Genomic DNA, 1,156 nt, shown 5'->3' with positions numbered 1-1,156 from the left:
CGGATTATCCCATGGACGAGCTGGAGGGCAAGCTTACCGCAAAGGGAGTGCAGCTCCTTTACGGCAGAATTTCCGATCCGTGCGTTGATAATTAAGGCGGTGACAGCATGGTAAACGAACAGAAGCATAAACACATTGATATCCGAAGACTTGATGCCGCAGTCAGAGCAGAAGCGGAATCTATGATTTTGTCTAACGAATTTACATTCCGTGAAATTGCGGAGCGCATATCTGAAATTACCGGAATGAATGTCACTCAAATTTCAGTGTGCAGATATTTGCGTTTCCTGAGCGATAGGGAGTGATCATATGGCAAACCGCAGTCACGGCAAAATTGACAAGCTCAGACCGGAGGTAAAATCCGAGGTGGAATCCATGATCACGTCCAACAATTTTACGTACAAGGAAATTGTGGACTACATAAAAGACAGCGCCGGAGAGATGATCTCGCAAGCGTCCGTTTGCAGATACGCGCGGAGGCTCTGCAAATCCCTGGACTCCATCAGGTTCGCCCAGGAGACCTTCCGGGCGATAAACGACGAGATCAACCGCACGCCCGACATGGACACCACCGAGGGCATTATGCGGATCGTGTCCCACCTGCTGCTAACCAACATTCAGCAGCTGTCCGATGAGGATTTTGAGGACGTTGACCCGCTGAAGCTGCTGAAGCAGGCTTCCGACCTGATACGGGTGTCGGCGTACAAGCGGGGCGTGGACATAAAGAACAAGGAGCTGACGGAGATGGGATTCGACGCTATCAAGCAGAAAGCGTTTACCGGGGTGTCGAAAAAATATCCCGAGCTTTACGAAAAATTCTCCAAGGCTCTGGACGAGCTTGCTTCCGAGGAGGGAGGCGACAGCTCATGATCTACGTATTGCAGGTACAGACGGGCAAGGAACTTGATGTGCGCTGCCGGCTTCTCCGGGAGGGAATTTCCGCCGACGTTCCTCGAGAGCGGATCATTATCCGCAAGGGCGGTCTGTGGTCGAAGATGATAAAAAATCTTTTCCCCGGATATGTTTTTGTGGATATCGACTTTAGCGCGGAGATGTTTCACAGGATAAATCCGGTGCCGGGCGTGATACGCTTTTTAGGAAATCCCACGCCGCTCCCCGAACACGAGGCGGAAATGATACGGTGGCTCTCAAACGG

3 protein-coding genes are annotated in these 1,156 nt (G+C 51.5%); all 3 read left to right on the top strand.

Features of this window, described 5'->3' with window-relative positions; translation table 11 throughout:
• The first annotated feature begins 107 nt into the window (after positions 1-107).
• The gene (locus ABNS49_RS12005; protein ID WP_348688211.1) at positions 108-305 is read left to right on the top strand and encodes a hypothetical protein; all 198 of its coding nucleotides are present in this window, start codon (positions 108-110) and stop codon (positions 303-305) included.
• Positions 306-309: 4 nt separating this feature from the next.
• The gene (locus ABNS49_RS12000; protein WP_348688210.1) at positions 310-870 is read left to right on the top strand and encodes a phage protein Gp27 family protein; all 561 of its coding nucleotides are present in this window, start codon (positions 310-312) and stop codon (positions 868-870) included.
• Positions 867-1,156: transcription termination/antitermination NusG family protein (locus ABNS49_RS11995; protein ID WP_348688209.1), on the top strand; the 290-nt coding region annotated here is incomplete at its 3' end. The genes ABNS49_RS12000 and ABNS49_RS11995, both read left to right, overlap by 4 nt.

It is taken from the genome of uncultured Dubosiella sp., from assembly GCF_964018005.1.
Lineage (GTDB): Bacteria > Bacillota_I > Bacilli_A > Erysipelotrichales > Erysipelotrichaceae > Dubosiella > Dubosiella muris.
This window is presented reverse-complemented; position numbering and strand designations above follow the sequence as displayed.

Bases quoted from the DNA above. Each gene is read 5' to 3' on its own strand.
- ABNS49_RS12005 (WP_348688211.1), top strand. From the start codon at position 108: ATGGTAAACGAACAGAAGCATAAACACATTGATATCCGAAGACTTGAT.
- ABNS49_RS12000 (WP_348688210.1), top strand. From the start codon at position 310: ATGGCAAACCGCAGTCACGGCAAAATTGACAAGCTCAGACCGGAGGTA.